Source organism: Streptosporangium sp. LJ11, from assembly GCF_051918945.1.
GTDB lineage: Bacteria > Actinomycetota > Actinomycetes > Streptosporangiales > Streptosporangiaceae > Streptosporangium.
Map to the genome: position 1 here is coordinate 1 of NZ_JBPXMB010000056.1, position 21899 is coordinate 21899.

At 73.2% G+C, this 21899-nt stretch carries 7 protein-coding genes; all 7 read right to left on the reverse strand.

Translation table 11 applies throughout. The features are described 5' to 3' along the window. Window positions 1-8965, reverse strand: an 8965-nt coding sequence (locus ACTOQ3_RS42670) for a type I polyketide synthase (protein ID WP_440089733.1), incomplete at its 3' end; no start/stop codon positions are given. A 28-nt stretch (window positions 8966-8993) separates the two neighbouring features. Next, window positions 8994-9884, reverse strand: a complete 891-nt coding sequence (locus ACTOQ3_RS42675; RefSeq protein WP_440089734.1) for an FG-GAP repeat domain-containing protein — start codon at window positions 9882-9884, stop codon at window positions 8994-8996. A gap of 190 nt (window positions 9885-10074) precedes the next feature. Beyond that, window positions 10075-10848, reverse strand: coding sequence for an ABC transporter permease subunit (locus ACTOQ3_RS42680; RefSeq protein WP_440089735.1), 774 nt, complete (start codon window positions 10846-10848; stop codon window positions 10075-10077). Continuing rightward, window positions 10845-11744 carry an ABC transporter ATP-binding protein gene (locus tag ACTOQ3_RS42685; protein WP_440089736.1) on the reverse strand — a complete coding sequence of 300 codons (900 nt, stop codon included), beginning with the start codon at window positions 11742-11744 and terminating at the stop codon, window positions 10845-10847. The genes ACTOQ3_RS42680 and ACTOQ3_RS42685 overlap by 4 nt, the downstream gene beginning before the upstream one ends. 30 nt (window positions 11745-11774) lie before the next feature. Then, complete coding sequence (locus ACTOQ3_RS42690) at window positions 11775-13277, reverse strand: isochorismate synthase (RefSeq protein ID WP_440089738.1); 1503 nt, start codon at window positions 13275-13277, stop codon at window positions 11775-11777. A 16-nt stretch (window positions 13278-13293) separates the two neighbouring features. After that, window positions 13294-14904 (reverse strand): (2,3-dihydroxybenzoyl)adenylate synthase, encoded by a 1611-nt coding sequence (locus ACTOQ3_RS42695; RefSeq protein WP_440089739.1) that lies wholly within the window; start codon window positions 14902-14904, stop codon window positions 13294-13296. A 19-nt stretch (window positions 14905-14923) separates the two neighbouring features. Beyond that, window positions 14924-21856 carry a type I polyketide synthase gene (locus ACTOQ3_RS42700; RefSeq protein ID WP_440089740.1) on the reverse strand — a complete coding sequence of 2311 codons (6933 nt, stop codon included), beginning with the start codon at window positions 21854-21856 and terminating at the stop codon, window positions 14924-14926. Window positions 21857-21899: the final 43 nt, after the last annotated feature.

The following is a 21899-nucleotide window of genomic DNA, read 5'->3' on the forward strand; positions in this document are numbered from 1 at the left end:
GGGCGACCTCGAAGGCGAACAGCGCCGGCTGGGTCATCCCGGTCTCGTTCAACACGCCGTCGGAGTCGGAGAACATCACCTCACGCACCGACCCCGGCAACAACGCACAAACCTCGTCCAAGGCGTCGGCGAACACCGGGAACGCCGCCGCGAGCTCACGGCCCATGCCCACCCGCTGGCTGCCCTGACCGGCGAACAACATCGCCAACCCACCACCACCGGCCACCTCCGGCGTCGCCGTCCCGTCGGCCAGGGCACGCAGCCCGGTCAGTAGCTCGACCCGGTCGGCGCCCACCACCACCGCACGCTGCTCCAGCACCGAACGACCGCTCGCCAACGTCCAAGCGGCATCGGCCACGTCCAGCTCCGGCCGCTCCTCCACCCAGGAGGCGAGCCGGGAAGCCTGCCCCCGCAGCGCCTCCGGAGTCTTGGCCGAGATCAGCCACGGCGTCACCGGCAGCTCGACAGCACCGGCCTCGACCTCGGCCTCCACCGGACCCTGCTCGATGATCACGTGCGCGTTCGTGCCGCTGACGCCGAAGGACGACACCGCCGCCCGGCGCGGACGATCGCCGGTGTCCCACGCACGCGCCTCGGTCAGCAGCTCGACGGCACCGGCCGTCCAGTCCACGTGCGGCGAGGGCTCCTCGGCGTGCAGGGTCTGCGGCATGACGCCGTTGCGCAGGGCCATCACCATCTTGATCACGCCACCGACACCCGCGGCGGCCTGCGCGTGACCGATGTTCGACTTCAACGAACCCAGCCACAGCGGCCGGCCCTCCGGCCTGTCCTGGCCGTACGTGGCGATCAGCGCCTGGGCCTCGATCGGGTCACCCAGCACCGTTCCCGTGCCGTGCGCCTCGACCACATCGACATCCGCGCTCGACAGGCCCGCGTTGGCCAGCGCCTGACGGATCACCCGCTGCTGCGCCGGGCCGTTCGGGGCGGTCAGCCCGTTGCTCGCACCGTCCTGGTTGATCGCGCTGCCGCGGACCACGGCGAGCACCCGGTGGCCGTTGCGCTGGGCGTCCGAGAGCCGCTCGACGAGCAGAACGCCGACGCCCTCGGCCCAGCCGGTGCCGTCGGCCTCCGCGGAGAACGCCTTGCAGCGCCCGTCCGCCGACAGGCCACGCTGGCGGGAGAACTCCACGAACGTGCCGGGTGAGGCCATCACCATCACGCCGCCCGCGAGCGCAAGATCGCATTCACCCGTGCGCAGCGCTTGCGTGGCCAGATGCAGCGCGACCAGCGACGACGAGCACGCCGTGTCGACCGTGACCGCGGGACCCTCCAGGCCCAGGGTGTAGGAGACCCGGCCGGAGGCGACGCTGGCCAGGCCGCCGGTGAGAAGGTATCCCTCCACGGACTCCGCGCCTTCGAAGCGCCGCGGCCCGTACTCCATGGGGGCTATGCCGGTGAACACTCCGGTCTGGCTTCCCCGCAGCTCCGCCGCGTCGATGTCGGCGTGCTCGATCGCCTCCCACGACGCCTCCAGCAGCAGGCGCTGCTGCGGATCCATCGCGAGCGCCTCGCGCGGCGAGATGCCGAAGAAGCCCGCGTCGAACTCGGCCGCGTCGTAGAGGAACCCGCCGTATCGGGTGGAGGAGGTGCCCCGGTCGTCCGGGTCGCCGGAGAACAGCCGGTCCAGGTCCCAGCCGCGGTCGGTGGGGAACTCGCCGACCACGTCGGAACCGGCGGCCACCAGGTTCCACAGGTCCTCGGGCGAGGAGACGCCGCCGGGGAACCGGCAGGCCATCCCCACGATCGCGATCGGCTCGTCGTATCCGGCCGTCCGGACCGCCGAGGACGCCGAGGACGCCGCGGTGGTGTCGCCGAGCAGTGCCGTCCGCAGGTACTCCGTCAGCACCGTCGGTGACGGGTAGTCGAACAGCAGCGAGCTCGGCAGCCGCAGGCCGGTGGCCGCGTTGAGCCTGTTCCTGAGCTCGACCGCGGTCAGCGAGTCGAAGCCCGCGTCCTTGAACGCGCCCGTCGCGCTGATCACGTGCGGTGTCACGTGTCCGAGCACCAGGGCCGCCTGGCCGCGGACCAGGTCGAGGAGCGTGCGTTCCTGCTCCTCCGGGCTCATCTCGCGCAGGAGTTGCCCGAGTGCCACGTCGCCGGACGCACCGGCCGCGCGGCGCTCGATCGGCTTGCGCAGCAGGGCGCGCAGCATCGCGGGCGCCGGGTCGGCGACCTTCGCGAGGCTCAGCCGCGCGGGAAGCGCCGTCTCCGCCGACGCGGCGAGCGCCGCGTCGAAGAGCGCGAGCGCCTGGTCCGGCGGCAGCGGGGCGACGCCCAGCCGTGCCCACCGCGCCAGGTCGGCCGTGGCGAGTGTCGCCCCCATGCCGCCGAACTCCGAGGAGTTGTCCCACAGGCCCCACCCGAGCGCCGTCGCGGGCAGGCCGAGCGTACGGCGGTGCCGGGCCAGACCGTCCAGGAACGCGTTGGCCGCGGCGTAGTTGGCCTGGCCCGCGCTGCCCAGCGTGCCCGCGCACGACGAGAACAGCACGAACGCCGACAGGTCGCGGTCGCGGGTCAGCTCGTGCAGGAGCCAGGCGGCCTCGGCCTTGGTCCGCCACACGGCGTCGAGCCGTTCCGGGCTCAGGGCCGAGACGACGCCGTCGTCCAGGACGCCGGCGATGTGCACGACCCCGGTCAGCTCCCGGCAGGAGTCGACGAGCGCGGCCAGCGCGTCGCGGTCGGACAGGTCGCACGCGGTCAGCTCGACCCGCGCGCCGAGCGCGGCCAGCTCGGCCGCCAGCTCGACGGCTCCGGCCGCCCGCGGGTCGCGGGTGGGCAGCACGAGGTCGCGTACGCCGTGCGCGGTGACGAGGTGCCGGGTGACCACTCGCCCCAGCCCGCCCGTGCCGCCGGTGACCAGGACGGTGCCGCCGGGTGTCCACGGCGCCTCCCCCGGCGGCAGGTCGCGCTTGACCAGCCGGGGGACGAAGATCCTTCCTTCTCGTACCGCCAGCTGCGGCTCGTCGTAGGCGAGGGCGGCGGCGATGAGGTCCTGCGCGGTGCCGTCGTGGTCGAGCAGCACGAACCGGCCGGGGTACTCGGTCTGCGCGGACCGCACCAGACCCCAGACGGCCGTCGCGGCCAGGTCGGTCTCCTCGCCGGTGGCGCCCCTGGTGAGGATCACCAGTCGCGAGGACGAGGGGTGGTCACCGGCGAGCCGGTCCTGGACGGCGGAGAGCACACGCAGCACGGCCGCGCGTGCCCGCGCGGTCTCGTCCCGTTCACCCGTCTCGTCCCGCTCGTCCTCGTCCACCCAGTCCAGGAACACGTCATCGGAGGCGGGGGCGCCACCGGTGGCCGGAACCGGGACCCAGTCGACCGCGAACAGCCCGACGTGTTCCGTGGGTACGCCGCCGGGACCGCCGGCCTCCAGCCAGTACCGCTCGCGCTGGAAGGCGTAGGTGGGCAGCTCGACGCCACGGGCCGCGGCCGGGACCGCGGCGAAGTAGGTGTCCCAGTCGACGGTGGTGCCGCAGGCGTGGAGCCGGCCGAGGGCCTGCACGAAGGTGCGGATCTCCTCACGTTCCTTGCGCGCGGCCGCGACGAACACGCCGTCGGCGAGCGTCTGCTGGGCCAGGCCGGTCAGGATGCCCTCGGGGCCGACCTCCAGGAAGACGCTCGCCTCGGTGGCGCTGATCGCGTCGGCGAAGCGAACCGGCCGCCGCACGTGCTCGACCCAGTACCGGGCGTCGGTGAGCTGCCCGGGGGCCGCGAGGTCGCCGGTTACGGCGGAGACGACCGGGAGGCGGGGCTCGTAGTAGGTGACGGTGGCCGCGATCCGCCCGAACTCGGCCAGCATCGGCTCCATCAGCGGCGAGTGGGAGGCGTGCGAGACCCGCAGCCGGCGCGTGCGCACGGTGACCCGCTGGGCGATCTCCTCGACCACGGCCGCGACACCGGAGATCACCACCGAGGTGGGCGCGTTGACGGCCGCGATGGCGACCTGGTCCTCCCGTCCCTCGATGAACGGCAGCACGTCGGCCTCCGACGCGGCGATCGCGAGCATCGCCCCGCCCGGGGGAAGCGCCTGCATCAGCCTGGCCCGTGCCGCGACCAGCGTGCAGGCGTCGGCCAGGGAGAAGACTCCCGCGACGTGGGCGGCGGCGATCTCTCCGACGGAGTGGCCGGTCACGACGTCCGGTGTGACACCCAGGGAGCCCAGCAGGCGGGAGAGCGCGACCTCGAAGGCGAAGAGGGCGGGCTGGGTCATCAGCGTCTCGTCGAGCACGCCGCCGGGGTCGGCGAACATCGTCTCGCGGAGCGGATACGGCAACTGCCCGTCCAGCAGGGCGCAGATCTCCTCCAGCGCCTCGGCGAACACCGGGAAGGCGGCGGCCAGGTCGCGGCCCATGCCCAGCCGCTGGCTGCCCTGCCCGGTGAACAGCAGGGCCAGCCTGCCGCCGTGGCCGCTGCCGGTCACCACGTCGGGTGCCGCCGTACGCCCGGCCAGTGCCCGAAGGCCCGCCAGCAGTTCCTCGCGGTCGGCGCCGACGACCACCGCGCGCTGTTCCAACAGCGCGCGGTCACCGGCCAGGGCGGCGCCGGTCGCGGCGATCGGCGTGTCCTGTGTCGTCCAGGACGCGAGCCGCCCGGCCTGCGCCCGCAGCGCTTCGGGGGTTCTGGCCGAGATCAGCCACGGCGTCACCGGCAGCTCGACGGCCTCGGCCTCGGGCTTCGCCGGACCCTGCTCGATGATCACGTGCGCGTTGGTGCCGCTGATGCCGAAGGAGGAGATCGCCGCGCGGCGCGGACGGTCCTCGACGTCCCACGAGCGGGCCTCGGTCAGCAGCTCGACGGCGCCCGTCGACCAGTCCACGTGCGGCGACGGCTCCTCGACGTGCAGCGTGCGCGGCAGCGTCCCGTGCCGCATCGCCATCACCATCTTGATCACACCGCCGACACCGGCGGCCGCCTGCGCGTGACCGATGTTCGACTTCAGCGACCCCAGCCACAGCGGCCGGTCCTCGGGCCGGTCCTGGCCGTACGTGGCCAGGATGGCCTGGGCCTCGATCGGGTCGCCGAGCATGGTCCCGGTGCCGTGGGCCTCGACCGCGTCGACGTCGGCCGCCGACAGGTTCGCGTTGGCCAGGGCCTGGCGGATCAGGCGCTGCTGGGAGGGGCCGTTGGGGGCGGTGAGGCCGTTGCTCGCGCCGTCCTGGTTGATCGCGCTGCCGCGCATGACGGCGAGGACCCGGTGGCCGTTGCGCTGGGCGTCCGAGAGCCGCTCGACCAGCAGCATGCCGAGACCCTCGGCCCAGCCGGTGCCGTCGGCCTCCGCGGAGAACGCCTTGCAGCGCCCGTCCGCCGACAGGCCACGCTGGCGGGAGAACTCCACGAACATGCCGGGCGAGGCCATCACGGTCGCGCCGCCCGCGAGAGCGAGGTCGCAGTCGCCCGACCGCAGCGACTGCGCGGCCAGGTGCAGCGCCACCAGCGACGACGAGCACGCCGTGTCCACCGTGACGGCCGGGCCCTCGAACCCGAACGAGAACGCCACGCGCCCGGAGATCACGCTGCTGGTGGTCCCGGTCAGGACATAGCCCTCGGCGTTCCCGGTGGCCTCGTGCAACCTGGGACCGTAGTCCTGGGCCGTCGCACCGGCGAACACCCCGGTACGGCTCCCGCGCAACCGGCCGGGGTCGATCCCGGCCCGCTCGATCGCCTCCCACGAGGTCTCCAGCAGCAGCCGCTGCTGCGGGTCCATGGCCAGCGCCTCGCGCGGCGAGATGCCGAAGAAGCCGGGGTCGAACTCCGTCGCCTCGTACAGGAATCCGCCGTGCCGGGCGTAGGACGTGCCGCTGTTGTCGGGGTCCGGGTCGTACAGCCCGCCCAGATCCCAGCCGCGATCGACGGGGAACTCCCCGATCGCGTCCCCCTCCGAGATCACCAGCTTCCACAGGTCGTCGGGGGAGACCACGCCGCCGGGGAACCGGCAGGCCATGCCGACGATCGCGATCGGCTCGTCGTGGCCGACGGCCCGTTCCACGGCCGGCACCGGCGCGGAGTCTGCGGAGTCACCCGTCAGCTCCGCGCGCAGGAACGCGGCGAGCGCGGCCGGCGTGGGGTAGTCGAACAGCAGCGAGGTCGGCAGCGTCAGGCCGGTGGCGGTGTTGAGCCTGTTCCTGAGCTCGACCGCGCTGTAGGAGTCGAATCCGAGCGCCTTGAAGGCGGTGCCGGCGTCCACGGTCGCGGTGGTGGCGTGGCCGAGCACGAGCGCGACGCAGGTCCGTACGAGGTCGAGGAGCACCTGCTCCCGCTCCGGTCCGGCCAGCCCGGCCAGGCGGCCGGTGAGCGGCCGGGTGTCGTCGGATCCGGCGGCGGGCGACTGCGGGGCGGTGTCGGTGAGCCAGTGGCGCGTGCGCTGGAAGGCGTAGGTGGGCAGCGGGACGCGCCGGGCGCCGGAGAACAGCGCCTCCGCGTTCACCTCGGCGCCACCGGCCTGCAGCGCGGCGAGCGCGAGGCCCGCGGTGAGAGGCTCCGGCCGGCCGTCCCGCAGCGTGGTGACGAACAGCGCGCCGGCGTCCGGCGGCAGGCACTGCTGTCCCATCGCGGACAGGACGGCGCCCGGACCGATCTCCACGAACGTGCTCACGCCCGCGGCCGCCAGGGCACGGATGCCGTCGCCGAACCGCACGGCCTCGCGCACGTGCCTGACCCAGTGGTCGGGCGAGCACAGTTCCCGGGCGGACGCGGTGGCGCCGGTGAGGTTGGACACGATCGGGATGACCGGTTCGTGGTAGGTGAGCGACTCGGCCACCCGCCGGAACTGGGCCAGCATCGGATCCATCAGTGGCGAGTGGAAGGCGTGGCTGACGCGCAGGCGACGGACCTTGCGACCGCGCTCGCGCATCTCCTCGGCGATCTCGGCGACGCGGCTCTCCGCGCCGGAGACGACCACGGACTCCGGCCCGTTGATCGCGGCGATGCTCGCCGAGGCGTCGAGCAGGGGGAGGATCTCCTCCTCCGTGGCCTGGACGGCGACCATCATGCCGCCGGACGGCAGGTCCTGCATCAGCTTGCCGCGCGCCGAGACCAGGGCGCAGGCGTCCTCCAGCGACAGCACGCCGGCGATGTGCGCGGCGGCGATCTCGCCGATGGAGTGGCCGATGAGCCGGTCGGGGCGGATGCCCCAGTGCTCGTACAGCCGGGTGAGGGCGACCTCGAAGGCGAAGAGGGCGGGCTGGGTCGTCCCCGTCTCGTGAAGCCGCTCGCCGGGGTCGGTGAACATCGCTTCGAGCAGGTCGCCCTCGAAACAGGCGGCGATCTCGTCGAGGGCCCGCGCGAAGACGGGGTACGTGCCGTACAGCTCGCGTCCCATGCCGCGACGCTGACTGCCCTGCCCCGCGTAGAGGAAGGCGATCTCGCCGGTGCGCGGCCGGCCCGTCACGATCTCGGCGGCGAGCTCGCCGCGGGACAGCTGCCCGAGTACGTCGGCCAGGCGCTCCGGCTCGTCCAGGACGACGCTCGCCCGGAAGGGGAACGTCGTGCGCGTCGTGGCCAGTGAGTAGGCGACGTCCACGGGATCGGCGCCGGGGGTGGCGAGCAGGTGCTCGCGCAGCCGTGCGGCCTGGCCGCGCAGCGCGGCCTCGCTCTGCCCGGACAGCGGCACGATCAGCGGCCCGGCGGGCTGCGCTGACGGCACAGGCGGCACGGACGGCGCGGGTTCCTCCTGCGGATACTCCGCGAGGACCATGTGGCAGTTGGCACCGCCCATGCCGAACGAGCTGACCCCGGCCACCAGCGGTACGTCGGCGCGCGGCCAGGGGCTCAGCGCCGTGTTGACCCGGAGGTTGAGCTCGTCGAGGGGGATCCGCGGGTTGGGCGTCTCGAAGTTCAGCGACGCGGGCAGCTCGCGGTGGCTGATGGCCAGCGCGGTCTTCAGGAGGCCGACGATCCCCGCGGCCCCTTCGAGGTGGCCGACGTTGGTCTTGGCCGAGCCGACGAGCAGCGGCGCGCCCGGCTCCCTCGCGGCGCCGATGGCGGTGCCGAGCGCGCGTGCCTCGACGGGGTCGCCGACCCGGGTGCCCGTGCCGTGCAGCTCGACGAACTGGACGTCGGCGGCACTCACCCCGGCACGCTCGCAGGCCAGGCGGATGACCTCCTCCTGGGCGTGCTGGTCGGGAACGGTGAGGCCCTCGCCGCCACCGTCGTTGTTCACCGCGCTGCCCGCGATCACGCAGTACACCCGGTCACCGTCGGCGAGCGCGCGGGCCAGCGGCTTGAGCACGACGATCCCGCCGCCCTCGCCGCGCACGTAGCCGTTGGCGCGCGCGTCGAAGGTGAAGCACCTGCCGTCGGGGGACAGGGCGCCGAACCTGGCGGCGGCCAGCGTGCTGTCGGGTGTGATGTTGAGGTTGACGCCGCCGACGATGGCGAGTCCGGACTCGCCGTTCCGCAGGCTCTCGCACGCCAGGTGCACGGCGGTCAGCGAGGCCGACTGCGCCGAGTCGACGGTCAGGCTGGGGCCCTGCAACCCGAGGGTGTAGGAGATCCGGTTGGCGAGCAGGGCGCGGCTGAGGCCGGTCAGGCTGTGGCGGGACACGTTGCCCTGGAGCAGCTGGGCGTAGTCGCCGGCCATGGCGCCGATGTAGACGCTCGTGCCGGTGTCGCGCAGGCTCTCCGGGACGATGCCCGCGTCCTCGAGCGCCTCCCAGCTCAGCTCCAGGACCAGCCGCTGCTGGGGATCCATCATCGCGGCCTCGTTCGGCGCGATGCCGAAGAACTCGGCGTCGAACTCGGCGATTCCGTCGATGAAACCGCCGCGCATCGAACTGGTCTCCGGTGAGTTCCACCGGCCGCTCGGCACCTCGGTGATGGCGTCACGGCCATCGCGAAGCAACCGCCAGAATGATTCGGGATCGGGTGCGTGGGGAAGGCGACAGGATATGCCGACGATCGCCACCGCGTCGTCGGAGAAAATACGGGAGGAGAGTTCGAATTGCATTGAACCTATCCAGATTCCGACGGAGTGATCAGCTGATGACGTCGTACATCCCGAATCCGGTGGCGACTGTTACCGGCTCCTGGAAAAGCTCGAGCGGAGAGTCGGGATTGAACTTCCCGCAGTGCCGATAGGCGGCGAGAGTGCCGTCCTGGTGCAGCCCGAGCAGGTCGGGGTGCCCGTCCATGTCGATGTCGGTGAGCGCTATCAGGCGCATGTCCTGCCAGCCGCAGGCGACGACGTGCCAGGTGCCCCCGGTCGCCGTGCCCGGCCTGCCGTCGAACTCGTAGAGGGCGAGGTCTCCGTTGGCCCGGCGGACCAGCAGGTCGAGGTTGCCGTTGCCGGTGAAGTCGGCCATCGCGACGGGGAGGTCGTCGACGTCGATCTCGGTGAGCCGCACCGGATCCTTGTCGTAGGTCTCGTTGCGGAGAACACCCAGGTCACGGTGGGGGAACACGTCCACGTTGCCGGCGTCCTTGCCCCGGCCGAACGTGTCGTCCGTGCCGGTGCCCGTCACGTCGGCGAACCCGATCGTCTCCCACTGCCGGCCGTCGTCGCGCCTGCCGGACACCCGGATCGGCTCGTCGAACGGGCCGATCTCACCCGGGGCGCCGAGGTTCCGCAGCAGGAAGAAGCCGTGCTCGCCGTTCTCGCCCGGGTTGATGTCGAACTCGTGGGCGCTGAACGCGCAGATGTCCGCCTGCCCGTTCCCCGTGGCGTCGATCGCGCGGACGAAGAAGAAACGCCACCACCCGAAACCCTCGCCGATACTGACCGGCTCATCGAATGTGGCGGTGCCGTTGAATTCGCCGCTGTGTGGATAGACGAACAGCTCGCCCGTTTCCGTGTTCCGTACGAGCAGATCCGGTCGCCCGTCGCCGCGGAAGGACCGGCACTGACCGTTCGCGAAATTCGGTGCCATTCTTGTAGCTCCTCCCGCCGGGTTTACCGAACTTCAGTATTCGCGAGGCGGGATAAAGCGGGTAACCCCTAAGGGCCACTAAAAGCGCTGGTAGAACCATCATTAGGGGGCGGGAACACGGCGACGCCCGGCGGGCCTGGGCGACCGCCGGGCGTCAGGTGTCGAGCGTCGGGTGTCGGTACCGCTGCCGTCAGGCGTCCCGCGAGCGGAACACCGCGAAGGCCACGATCAGCAGGACGGCGGTGAAGGCGGCCATCAGGCCGAGCCCCGTCCAGGGTGCCAGCCGTTCCGCGTGGTGGACGGTGGTGGTGACCCGGAGGCCGGCCGCGATCGGCCAGTACGTGCTCACCCAGTTTCCGACGGCGTCGGGCATGAGCCTGGGCCCGATGATGGGGATGATGAAGTTGACGGCCACCACCACGGTCGTGGCGGCCATCGTGTCGCGCAGCAGGCAACCGAGTGCCACGCCGGTGAGCCCCACCAGGGCCCAGATCAGCCCCATGCCGACGACGGCGCGCAGGACGCCCGGCTGGCCGAGCGCCGCGGCCGGGGCTCCGGCGGCGCCGATCACGGTCTGGCCGACGAGGAACGCACCGAAGGCGGCGATCTCCCCCATCACCAGGGTGATCAGGCCGAACGTCCAGATCTTGGCGGCGAGCAGCCGTCCTCGCCGCGGGACCACGGTCAGGCTCGTGCGGATCATCCCGGTGGCGTACTCGGAGGACACCACCAGCACGCCGAGCGCGCCCACGGCGATCTGGACGAACAGGAACCCGCCGTACATGCTGATGTAGGTGGGGTCGAACGCCGCTCCCGCCTCCCGGTAGCCCTTGGCCGCGCCGTTGGCGGTGAGCGCGCCCGCGCCCACCATGACGGCGACGGTCGCCAGCAGGATGGGAATATTGGACGGGATCGTCCGGAACTTGGTCCATTCCGACCGCATCGTGTCCGCGATGGCGCTCATGCCGCACTCGCCTGGAACTCGACGCTGTCGCGGGTCAGATCCATGTAAGCCTGCTCCAATGAGCGTTGTGGTGTCAGCTCCGTCAGCACGACCCCGGCGGCCAGCGCGGCCTCGCCGATGCGCCTCGACTCCAGCCCGGTGACGATGAAGGAGCCGTCGGTCCCTTCCTGGACGGAGCCGCCCGCCTCCACCAGGTGGGGGACGAGCAGGTCCTTGTCGTCCGTCCGCACCAGCACGTTGGAGCCCTGCCGGACGAACTCACCGATCCCGATGTCCGCGATCAACCTTCCCCTGCCGATGACGAGGAGGTGGTCGGCGGTCTGCGCCATCTCGCTCATCAGGTGGCTGGAGACCAGGACGGTGCGTCCCTCCCCGGCCAGCCCGCGCATCAGCTCGCGGATCCACTTGATGCCCTCGGGATCCAGGCCGTTGACCGGTTCGTCGAACAGCAGCACCTTCGGGTCACCGAGGAGCGCCACCGCGATCCCGAGCCGCTGGCCCATGCCCAGCGAGAAGGATCCGGCCCGTTTGCGCGCCACCGATTCCAGCCCGACCAGCTCCAGCACCTCGTCCACCCGGTTGCCCGGGATGCCGTTGGTCTGGGCGAGACAGAGCAGGTGGTTGCGCGCCGTACGGCCCTTGTGCAGCGCGCGGGCGTCCAGCAGCGCGCCCACCTCACGCATGGGCCTGGCCACGCCCACGTAGCCGTGGCCGTTCACCGTCACGCTCCCGGCGTTCGGGGCGTCGAGGCCGAGGATCATTCTCATGGTCGTCGACTTGCCCGCTCCGTTCGGGCCGAGGAAGCCGGTGACCCGGCCGGGCTCGACGGTGAACGTCAGGTCGTCCACGGCTGTCCTGTCGCCGAAGCGCTTCGTCAGTCCGTCTATCTGGATCACGTTCACGTGCCTCTCGTGCGTGTTTCCCGATCAAGAGGTTCCCGCCCCATCCGGCCCGTACGCGGGCACGGCGAGGGCATCGAGCATAGGGCGGAACTTGAGCCTGGTCTCCTGGAGCTCCACATCCGGGTCGGAGCCCGCCACGATCCCGCACCCCGCGTAGAGCGTGGCGGTCCCCTCGTGCAAGTGGGCGGAGCGGAGGGCGACGGCGAAGTCCCCCTCCTGGTCGGCGTTCATCCAGCCGACCGGGCCCGCGTACCAGCCGCGGTCGAAGGGCTCGGTCGCGGCGATCCAGTCGAGCGTTCCCTTCCGGGGGTGGCCGCCGACGGCCGGGGTGGGGTGCAGCCGCTCGACGAGGTCGAGCACGCTGGTGTTCTCCGGGTCGGCGATCTCGCCCTCGATGCGGCTGTGCAGGTGGCGCAGGTTCGGCAGGTCGAGCACGTGCGGCTCGGCGGGCACCGAGACCTCCCGGCACACCTGCTCGAAGGCGTGGCGAAGCATCTCGGTGACGACCTGCTGCTCGCGCCGGCACTTGTCGTCCTCCAGCAGGGCGGCGCGCAGCCGCGCGTCCTCGGCCGGGGTGGCGCCGCGCGGCATGGACGCGGCCAGGCTCATCGACCGGGCCCGTCCCGCGTGCAGGCCGACCAGCCGTTCCGGGGTCGCGCCGACGAAGGCGTGCCCGTCGGCCGCGACGGCGAAGACGGTGGTCCCGGACCGCGTGCCGAGCAGGGACCCCAGCACGGACGGCACGTCGTAGGGACAGGGCGAGCTCACGCGCAACTGGCGGGCGAGGACCGCCTTGTCGAACCTGCCGCGGCCGATCTGGTCCGCCGCCCGCGCGACCAGCGCCTTCCACTCGGCGGCGGGCGGGATCTCCGTGACGGTCGTCCCGGCGAGGTGGGGGCTGGGGCACGGGCGCCCGCCCGCGGCGGAGAGCAGGCCGCAGGCCTGGGCGATCACCCCCGCCACGTCGTCCTGCACGGGGTTGCCGGGATCGACGCTCACGCTGAGCGCGAGCGTGGTCCGCCCGTCCCGGTCCCGGGCGACCAGGATCCGGGGCACCCACATCAGCGCCTCCGGGAGCGGTCCGGGCCGCGGGGCGAAGGCGAAGCCGCCGACCAGCGACGGTGTGGCGCGCGGGCCCGGCCCGCCGGTCACCGTGTTCTGGACGGTTCTCTCCCAGCTCGTCCGGATGCCGGCGAAGCGGCCCGCGCCGCGTTCGACGAAGTCGGCCGCGCTGCCCATCGCGATCACGCTCGACTCCGGCGACATCCAGACGAACGCCCGCCTCGTCCGCGCGAACACCGGCACGAGGAGCCCGGCCGGATCGACGGGGTCGATCTCCTGGCGCCAGGTCGCGAGCGTCCTGCTCGCGTTGTTGCGCGCCTCGGCTGTCGCCTTCGCGTGCACTTCCAGGAATCCGGCCAGGTCGATGTCCGGCAGGCGCGGGTCGATGCCCGGCGGGTACGGATCGGTATTCGGCGTGCGCGGGTCGATGTCAGGCAGGTGCGGATCGATGTCTGGCTGGTGCATGGAGAATCGTCCTCTGTTAACCGAACATGCCCACGAGCTGCTTCTTGCTGACCTTGCCGAGCGGCGTGACGGGAAGCGCCTCGACGATCTCCAGGCGGTCGGGGAACTTGAAGGCCGCGACGCCGCGCCCGCGTAGGAACGCGGTGAGCTCCACCAGCGTCGGAGGCGTGCCGCGGGGGACGACGCAGGCGCAGCTCCGCTCGCCGAGGACCTCGTCGGGCAGGCCCACGAAGGCGACCTCGCGGACGTTCGGGTGGGCGAGGAGGTGGTTCTCCACCTCCTCCGCCGCGATCTTGTCGCCGCCCCGGTTGATCTGGTCCTTCACCCTGCCCTCGAAGATCACGTGCCCGGTCGGCAGCAGCCGCACCAGGTCGCCGCTCCGGTAGAACCCGTCCGCGGTGAACGACCGGGCGTTGTGCTCCGGCGCCCGGTAGTAGCCGCGGGTGGTGTACGGCCCGCGAGCCAGCAACTGGCCCACCTCGCCGGGGGCGACGTCGTTGTCGTCCTCGTCCACCACCCTCACCTCGTCGTCCGGGGAGACGGGCAACCCCTGGCTGACGAGGACCACGTCCGCCGGATCGTCCGGCCGGTGGAAGCCGCACAGTCCCTCCGCCATGCCGAAGGCCTGCTGGAGCCGGCAGCCGAGGGCGGGCTCCACCCGGCGGGCCAGCTCGGGCTGCAGCTTCGTGCCGCCGATGGTCACGCGGCGCAGGCTGGAGATGTCGTGCTCGCCCCACTCGGCGGCCTCCATCCAGAGCAGGGCCGCGCCGGGGATGAGGCCGGTCTCGGTCACCCGCTCGCGCTCGATGATCGGGAAGGCCTCGTCCGGGCTGGGGCCCGGTGCCAGCACGAGTGTCCCGCCCGCGTGGAAGGTGGCCAGCAGCCCATGGGTCAGCGGCCAGTTGTGGCTCAGCGGCAGGTTCACCAGATGGACGGTGTTCTCGTCGTAGCCGCAGGCCTCGGCGACCGCGCGCCCGCTGTAGCTCCATTCCTGGTGGGCGCGCGGTACGAGCTTGGGGACGCCGGTCGTGCCGCCGGACAGCAGGAAGAGCGCCACCCCCGCCGGGTCGGGACGGGGCAGGTCGGGCAGGCGCTCGCCCCGTACGTCGCCCAGCGCCACGAAGCCGGTCGAGTCACCCCGGTCACCCGGGTCGCCCGCGACGAGGACGTGCTTGACGGTGGGCACGCGGGCGACGACCTCGGCGGCCAGCTCCCGGTAGTCGAACCCGAGATGCGTGTCCGCGATGACGTAGGCGACCGCCTCGGTGAACTCGCAGAAGTAGGTGATCTCGCTGCTGCGGTGCGCGGGCAGCGCCAGGACCGGCTGGGCGCCGATCCTGAACAGCGCGAAGAAGAGCGTCACCAGCTCCGGCAGGTTGGGCAGCTGCACGACGACGCGGTCTCCGGCGCCGATGCCGAGCTCGTGCAGCCCGGCCGCCGTCCGGTCGGCGCGCGCGTCCAGCTCGGCGTAGGTCCACCGGTGCGGACCCGCCACGAGGGCGGTTCTCCCCGGGTGGGAGCGGGCCAGCCTGCGCAGGAACTCGCCGAGGTTCTCATCGGTCCAGTGGCCCGCCGCCCGGTAGCGTTCCGCGAACTCCTCGGGCCAGGGGGTGAATCCTTCGAGCACGGGGGGCGTCCTTTCCATCTCAGCCCGCGGCCGAGGCCGTGGCCTCGGCGAGCAGGTGTTCCGCCAGCTCTGCCGGGGTCGGGTAGTCGTAGACCGCGTCGGCGGCCAGCGCGATGCCGGTCAGCTCGCTGAGCCGGTTGCGCAGCTCCACCGCGGCCATCGAGGAGAACCCGAGTTCGAAGAACTCCGCGTCGGGCTCGACCGCGTCATGCAGCGGGAACTGCAGGATCGCGGCGGCCTGGCGGCGCACCACGTCGAGCAGGATGCCGTGGTGCTCCTCCGCCGGACTGTCGTCCAGCAGGCGGCGGAAGGCGGCGACGCCGTCGACCAGGTCCTCCGGCTCGTCCTGGACGAGCACCGCCTCGGGGATGCCGTCCAGGAGCCGGGAGCGCGTCGCGGCGGCCAGCGCGATCCAGTCCGGGTCGGCGACGACGAGCGTCGTGTCCCCCTGGCGCAGCGCGTGGCGGACGGCCGCGACCGCGTCGGCCGGTTCCTTCAGGCCGACCGCGCCGGACAGCGCCGGCAGCCCCGCCTCGCGCCGCCCTGCGGCCAGCGCGTTGAAGTACTCGTGGGCCGACGCGCCGTCCTCGCCCCAGGCCGCCCCCGCAGGCGCCAGCATGACGAAGGCGGCCAGGTCCGCCGAGCGGGTCCGCTCGTCGAACAACCGGGCCGCCTCCGGCGTCGTGCAGACGACGGCGGTCACCGGGAGATCCAGGAGAGCCGAGAGAGCCGGGAGAGACGAGAGGTCGTCGCCGATCGTCCGCACGACCACGCCGGGCTCGCCCGCGAGCCTGGCGTCCGGCTCGGTGAGGACGACCTGGTCCGCGCCGTTGCGCGCGGCCCACCTGCCCAGCTCGGCGGTGGTCTCGTCGAGCGGTCCGGCCAGCATGACCGTGCCGCTGGGCAGCCATTCCGCCCCCAGCGCCGCTCCCCGGCACGGTGCCGGTCGCAGCCTGCGCGCGAACACCCCGCCGAGCCGTACGGCCAGCTCCTCCTCCCCGGTCACGCCGGAGAGCACCACGCACAGCTGTCGCAGCACGTGCTCGTCCAGCCTGGCCGGGAGGTCGACCAGCCCGCCGTTTCGCAGCAGCCCGTCGCGGGCCATGGTCCTGAGCGCGCCCCAGGTCCGTACGGTCACCGGCACGACGTCCCCGTCGGACGGCGACACCCGGACCGCGCCCCGCGTGAGAACCCAGACCGGCGCCGAACCGGGCGCGATCTCGGGGAGGGGCGCGCCCTCCGGCAGCAGGTAGACGACGCCCGCCACTCCCGCGTCGGAGGCGGGCATCTCCGGCAGCACGACGGTGTCGGCGCCGTGCGCGGCCAGCCCGGCCGCCAGCGCCCGGCCCGCTCCGGCGGAGCCGTCCGGCGCGACCACCGGCCAGGTTCCCGACAGGACCGGCGCGGGCAGGTCGGTGAGCGGCTGCCAGCCGAGCTGGTAGCGCAGACGCTCGTACTCGGCTCCGGTGCTCCCGGCGCCGTGCAGCCTGGCCAGCGCGGGCAGCAGGTCGTCCAGCGTGGCTCCCGCGCCGAGGCCGAGGGTGGCGAGCAGCCCGTCCAGGTCCTGGCGCGCGACGGCGTCCCACAGCTCACGGTCGGGCGGTGCGGCCGCCACGGCCGTCTCCGCCGGGGGCGGGTCGGGCCAGTAGCGCTGCCGCTGGAAGGGATAGGTGGGCAGTTGCACGGTCGCGCCCGCGCCGACGACCGCGCCCCAGTCGACGTCGGTCCCGTGCGCGGAGACCCGCGCCAGCGCGTCGAGCAGCGCGGCCGCCTCCGGCCGGTCGCGGCGCAGCGCCGGGACGGCCACCCCGGTCCAGCCCTGTACGCAGTCGCCGACCATGGCCGACAGCACGGCGTCGGGGCCGAGCTCCAGGAAGGTGGTGACGCCGCGGCTCTGCAGCGTCCTGATCCCGTCGCAGAAGCGCACGGCCTGCCGCAGGTGCCTGGCCCAGTACTCCGGCGAGGTCAGCTCCTCCGTGGTGGCGGGCTCGCCGGTGACGTTGGAGATGACGGGGATCGCGGGCGGATGGTAGGTCAGCTCTCTCGCGACGTTCAGGAAGTCCTCCAGCGCCGGTTCCATCAGCGGTGAGTGGAAGGCGTGACTGACGGCGAGCCGCTTGGTCTTGTGCCCGCGCCCGGCCAGCAGCTCCGCCAGCTCCAGCACGCTCTCCTCGGTGCCGGACAGGACCACGGAGGCCGGTCCGTTGACCGAGGCGATGCCGACCCTGTCCTCGTACCCGGCCAGCAGCGGCAGCACGTCGGCCTCCGCCGCGCGCACCGAGATCATCGCCCCGCCGGGCGGCAGCGCCTGCATCAGGCCGCCGCGCGCGGCCACGAGCGTGACCGCGTCGTCCAGTGACAGCACGCCCGCGACGTGCGCGGCGGCGAGCTCGCCGATGGAGTGGCCGGCGAGGAAGTCCGGGCGTACCCCCCAGGCCTCCAGGCAGCGGAACAGGGCCACCTCGACGGCGAACAGGGCGGCCTGGGTGTAGCGGGTCTGCCGGAGGAGCTCGGGGTCACCGGTGATGACGTCGCGCAGCGGCCGGTCGAGATGGCGGTCGAACCGGGCGCACACCGCGTCGAACGCCGCCGCGTACTCCGGATAGGCCGCGTACAGCTCCTCCCCCATCCCCTGCCGCTGGCTGCCCTGGCCGGTGAACAGGTAGGCGATCCTGCCCCGGGCGGCCGAACCGGTGATCACGTTGTCCGCCGGCCGCTGCGCCAGCACGGCGTCCAGCCCGGCGGTGAGCTCCTCGCGGGTGGCGCCGAGCACGACCATCCGGCGTTTGAACGAGGAGCGCGTCGTGGCCAGGGACCGGGCGACGTCGGCCGCCGAGTGCTCCGTCCACGACTCCAGATGTCCGCGCAGCCTGCGCGCCTGGGCCTTGAGCGCGTCCTGCGTCTTGGCCGACAGCACCCACGGGATCAGCGGGCGCTCGGGCGCGTCCCGCTTCTCCGCGGGCTCCTCCGGCGCCTGCTCCAGGATGACGTGGGCGTTGGTACCGCTGATCCCGAACGACGAGACGCCCGCGCGGCGCGGCCGCGCGGTCTCGGGCCACGGCGTGGCCTCGGTGAGCAGGCGCACCGCGCCCGCCGACCAGTCCACGTGCGTGGTCGGCTCGTCCACGTGCAGGGTCCTCGGCAGCACGCCGTGCCGCATCGCCATCACCATCTTGATGATGCCCGCGACACCGGCGGCGGCCTGGGTGTGGCCGATGTTCGACTTGATCGAGCCGAGCCAGAGGGGCCGGTCCTCTGGCCGGTCCTGGCCGTAGGTGGCCACGATGGCCTGCGCCTCGATCGGGTCGCCGAGGGTGGTGCCGGTGCCGTGTCCCTCGACGGCGTCGACGTCGGCGTTGGTCAGCCGGGCGTCGGCCAGGGCCTGCTCGATCAGGCGCTGCTGGGAGGGGCCGTTGGGAGCGGTGAGCCCGTAGCTGGCGCCGTCCTGGTTGATCGCGCTGCCGCGCACCACCGCGAGGACCTTGTGGCCGTTGCGGCGGGCGTCGGAGAGCCGCTCCACCAGGAGCATGCCCACGCCCTCGCCCCATCCGGTGCCGTCCGCCGCGTCGGCGAAGGACTTGCAGCGGCCGTCGGCGGCGAGGCCGCGCTGGCGGCTGAAGTCGACGAAGACCGCGGGGGTGGAGAGCACGGTGACGCCGCCGGCGAGCGCGAGCGAGCACTCGCCCCTGCGCAGCGCCTGCATCGCCATGTGCAGCGCGACCAGCGAGGAGGAGCACGCCGTGTCCAGGGTGACCGACGGGCCCTCGAAGCCGAAGGCGTAGGACACCCGGCCGGAGGCGACACCGGCCGAGACGCCGGTGCCGACGAAGCCGTCCAGGTCGCTCGGCACGTTCTGCAGGTGCACCCCGTAGTCGTGGTACATCAGCCCGACGAACACGCCCGTGCTGCTGCCGCGCACGGCGGCCGGGTCGATGCCCGCGTGCTCCAGCGCCTCCCACGAGCCCTCCAGCAGCAGACGCTGCTGGGGATCCATGGCGACGGCCTCCCTTGGGGAGATGCTGAAGAACGACGGGTCGAACGCGGTGGCGTCGTAGACGAACCCGGCCTCCCGCGCGTAGGTGGTGCCGGGGTGCTCCGGGTCGGGGTGGTAGAGCTCGTCCAGGTTCCAGTTGCGGTCCGGTGGGAACATCGACATCGCGTCGCCCTCCCCGGCCACCAGGTTCCACAGGTCGTCCGGGCCGGTGACGCCGCCGGGCAGCCGGCAGCTCATGCCGACGATGGCGATCGGCTCCTCCGTGCTGATCGCGCCGTGAGTGGACACGACCGCCTTGGGGCCGTCGAGGAGCCTGCCGCACAGATACTGGACGAGGGCGACGGGCGTCGGATAGTCGAAGATCAGTGTGGCGGGCAGCCGCAGCCCGGTGGCCGCGTTCATCCGGTTACGGAACTCCACCGCCGTCAGCGAGTCGAAGCCGGCCTCGTTGAGGGGCCGGTCCTGCTCCACGGCGCTCGGGTCGGGGTAGCCGAGCACGGTCGCCACCTGGTCGAGCACCAGATCCATCACGATCTTGTGGTGCTCGCTCTCCGGCAGGCGGGCCAGGCGCTCGCGCAGCTGCGACGCGGCGGCCGGGTCGGAGCCGACCACTCTCCGCTTGGAGACGGGGACCAGCCCTCGCAGGATCGCGGGCAGCGCGCCGAACTGCGCCGCCATCCGCAGGTTGCGCAGCTCCAGCCGGATGGGGACCAGCGTCGCCCGGTCGGCGGCGCAGGCCGTGTCGAGCAGGGCGAGGCCGTCCTCGGTGGTCAGCGGGACGACTCCGGTACGGGCCAGCCTGGCCCGGTCGACGTCGCTGAGGGTGCCGGTCAGCCCGCTGTCCTGCTCCCACAGGCCCCAGGCCAGGGAGAGGGCGGGCAGGCCGAGCCTGCGCCGCCGTACGGCGAGGGCGTCGACGAACGCGTTGGCCGCCGCGTAGTTGCCCTGGCCGGGGCCGCCGAAGACGCCCGCGGCCGAGGAGAACAGCACGAACGCCGAGATCGGCAGGTCCTTGGTGAGCTCGTGCAGGTTCAGCACGGCGTCGGCCTTGGGGCGCAGCACGGCGTCGATCCGCTCGGGCGTCAGGGTGGCCAGCACGCCGTCGTCGAGCGTGCCCGCCGTGTGGACCACCCCGGTGAGCGGGTGCTCCGCGGGAACGGTGGCCAGGACGGCGGCGAGGGCCTCGCGGTCGGCGGCGTCGCAGGCTGCGACGGTCACGTCGGCGCCGAGTTCGGCGAGCTCGGCCACGAGCCGGGCCGCGCCCTCCGCGTCGGGGCCGCGGCGACTGGCCAGCAGCAGCCGCCGCACGCCGTGCCCGGTCACCAGGTGGCGGGCGACGAGGCCGCCCAGGGTGCCGGTGCCCCCGGTGATCAGCACGGTTCCGCCGGCCTCCCAGCCGGTGGCGCCGGTCTCGGCCCCGGTTTCGACTCCGGGCTCGGTCCCGGGCTCGGTCCCGGGTTCTGCTCCGGGTTCGGCGACCGGGTGGCGGGCGAGCCTCGGGACGAGGATCTCGCCCTCAACCAGGGCGGCCTGGGGCTCTCCCGAGGTCGCGGCGGCCAGGACGGCCCGCCACGACGCGTCCGTGCCGTCGACGTCCAGCAGGACGAAGCGGCCGGGGTTCTCCGACTGCGCCGAGCGGATCAGCCCCCACACGGCGGCGCCGGGCAGGTTGTCGCCCGCCACCACTCCCTCGGTGACGACGACCAGGGGGACGTCGGCGTACCTGTCCTGGTCGAGCCAGGACTGTGCCACCGCGAGGACCTCGGTGGTCGCCGCCCGCGCCCCGTCCGCCGGGTCGGCGCCGGTGACCGGGCTACAGGGCAGGAACGCCAGCCTCGGCAGCGGCCCGTCCGGGTCCGGCACGTCGACCTGGGCCCCGGACGCCTCCAGGACGGTGCCGAGCCGCGAGCCGTCGCCGCCGGCGATGACGTAGCGCGCCTCGCCGGGTTCACCGTGCTCGACCGCCGCCACGGGCTGCGCCGCGACCCAGTCGAGGGCGAAGAGCGCGTCGCGCAGCGGGTCGGTGCCCGCCTTGAGGTCCCCGGCGGCCAGTGCCCGTACGACGAGCGAGTCCACGCAGGCGACGGGCGTGCCCGCGGTGTCGGCGACCTCGACGCGGACGCAGTTCGTCCCGGCGGGCGAGAGCCGCACGCGCAGGGCGGCGGCGCCGGTGGCCGCCAGCCGCACGTTGGTCCAGGCGAACGGCAGCATCGGGCCGCCGGAGGCCCCGGAGGCATCAGCGTCGAAGAAGCCGCCCACGGCGAGCGGCTGGATCGCCGCGTCGAGGAGGGCGGGGTGCAGGCAGAACTCGCCGGCCGCGGTGCCCTCCGGCAGCGCGACCTCGGCGAAGATCTCCCGGTCCCTGCGCCACACCGCGGTCAGCCCGCGGAAGGCCGGGCCGTAGTCGACGCCGATCCCGGCCATCAGCTCGTACACGTCGCCCGCCTGCAGGGCCGTCGCGCCCGGCGGCGGCCAGGACGGCTCGGCGAAGGTGGCCGCGGCGGTGTCCTTGGCGAGGAAGCCGCTCGCGTGCCTGGCCCACGGTTCCTCGTCGGCGCGGGAGTGGACGGTCAGCGGGCGCCTGCCGTCCTGGTCGGGCGCGCCGACGGCGATCTGCACGTGGACGCCGCCGGTGGCGGGCAGGACCAGCGGCGCCTGCAGCGTCAGCTCCTCCAGCAGGTCGCAGCCGACCTCGTCACCCGCCCGTACGGCCAGCTCCACGAAGGCGGTTCCCGGCAGGAGCACCTGCCCGTTGACCGCGTGGTCGGCCAGCCACGGGTGTGTCTTCAGCGACAGCCTGCCGGTGAGCAGGACGCCCTCCGCGTCGGCCAGCGACACGGCCGCGGCGAGCAGCGGGTGCCCGGTGGTACCGAGGCCGAGCTGCGCGAGGTCGCCGCTGGTCTGGACGCTGCCCGGCCAGTAGTGCTGGTGCTGGAAGGCGTAGGTGGGCAGATCCACCCGGCGAGGCCCGGCCGGGGCGATGGCCCGCTCCCAGTCCACC

Excerpts from the sequence above, each read along its gene's own strand:
- ACTOQ3_RS42675 (WP_440089734.1), bottom strand. The coding sequence starts at position 9,884 with ATGGCACCGAATTTCGCGAACGGTCAGTGCCGGTCCTTCCGCGGCGAC.
- ACTOQ3_RS42680 (WP_440089735.1), bottom strand. The coding sequence starts at position 10,848 with ATGAGCGCCATCGCGGACACGATGCGGTCGGAATGGACCAAGTTCCGG.
- ACTOQ3_RS42690 (WP_440089738.1), bottom strand. The coding sequence starts at position 13,277 with ATGCACCAGCCAGACATCGATCCGCACCTGCCTGACATCGACCCGCGC.